The sequence below is a fragment of the Actinoplanes auranticolor genome (assembly GCF_018332655.1).
In the GTDB taxonomy this organism is placed as follows: domain Bacteria; phylum Actinomycetota; class Actinomycetes; order Mycobacteriales; family Micromonosporaceae; genus Actinoplanes; species Actinoplanes auranticolor.
On sequence record NZ_BOQL01000104.1, the window covers coordinates 1 to 1,306 of the forward strand.

The window sequence follows — 1,306 nt, forward strand, 5'->3', positions numbered from 1 at the left end:
TGTCAAGCCCCGGGTTTGATGGAGAGTTGGCTAACTGGTTTTCAGGGGTGCGGTGACCGGCTGGGTCATCGCGTGTAGGGCCTCGTGCTCGGCGGGTGGGATGTGCCCGAGCTCGCCGTGCAGCCGCCGGTTGTTGTACCAGTCGATGTATTCGACGGTGGCCATTTCCAGGTCGTCGAGCCTGCGCCAGGGGCCCTTATTCCGTACGAGTTCGGCTTTGTAGAGGGAGTTGAACGCTTCGGCCATGGCGTTGTCGTAGGAGTCGCCCTTGGAGCCGACCGAGGCGACGGCGCCGGCCTCGGCGAGTCGTTGGCTGTAGCGGATCGCTCGGTATTGGACTCCCCGGTCCGAGTGGTGCACGAGTCCTTGCAGGTCAGCGCCCTGATTCTGGCGGCGCCAGATCGCCATCTTCAGCGCGTCGAGGGCGAGGTCGGTGTAGAGGCTGGTGGCGACCTGCCAGCCGACGATCATGCGGGAGTACACGTCCAGGACGAACGCGGCATACACCCAGCCCACGCTGGTGCGTACGTAGGTCAGATCGGCGACCCACAGTTGGTTCGGTCCCATGGCGGTGAAGTCGCGTTTGACCAGGTCACGAGGCCGGTCGGTCTCCGCGGCCGGGCGGGTCGTGCGCGGCGTTTTGTCGCGTAGCAGCCCGCGCAGCCCGGCGGCGCGCATCAGCCGTTCGACGGTGCACCGCGCTACCCGCACGCCGCGTCGGTGCAGCTCGTGCCAAATCTTGCGGGCTCCGTAGACGCCATAGTTCTCGGCGTGGATCTTCTCGATCATCGCGGTCAGTTCAGCGTCGCGGCGCCGGCGGACGCTGGCGGGGCGGGCCTTGGCGGCGTAGTAGGTCGACGGTGCGATCTGTGCCGGCGTGTCTTGGAGTGCCTGCAGGACCGGCTGGACACCGTGTTCGGCCTGGTGGGAGTCGACGAAGGCGACTGTCATCGCGACGGACGGTCCAGCTCCGCCGCGAAGAAACTCGCCGCGGACTTCAGGATCTGATTCGCCCGCCGCAGCTCACGATTCTCCCGCTCGAGAGCCGCGAGGCGTTCGGCATCGCTGGTGGTCGTGCCCGGCCGGTCACCGGCGTCGGTCTCGGCCTTCTTCACCCAGCCCCGCAAGGCTTCCGGGTGGATCCCGAGCTGGTCGGCGACCCGCCGGATCGCCCCGACCGCAGAGGCCGGGTCCCGGCGGGCCTCGACCGCCAACCGGGTCGCACGCTCACGCAGCTCATCGTTGTACTTCTTCGGTGCCGGCATCGCTGGTGTTCCTCCCAGGCTTCGATGTCTCCATCAAACCC

1 protein-coding gene is annotated in these 1,306 nt (G+C 67.4%); it reads right to left on the bottom strand.

The annotated features are described in order from the left end of the window. Nucleotides 1-30: 30 nt before the first annotated feature. A protein-coding gene (locus Aau02nite_RS45540) for an IS3 family transposase (RefSeq protein ID WP_246595948.1) occupies nt 31-1,265 on the bottom strand; the annotation gives its coding sequence in 2 pieces (ribosomal slippage) (nt 31-986 and nt 986-1,265; 1,236 coding nt in all). Nucleotides 1,266-1,306: the final 41 nt, after the last annotated feature.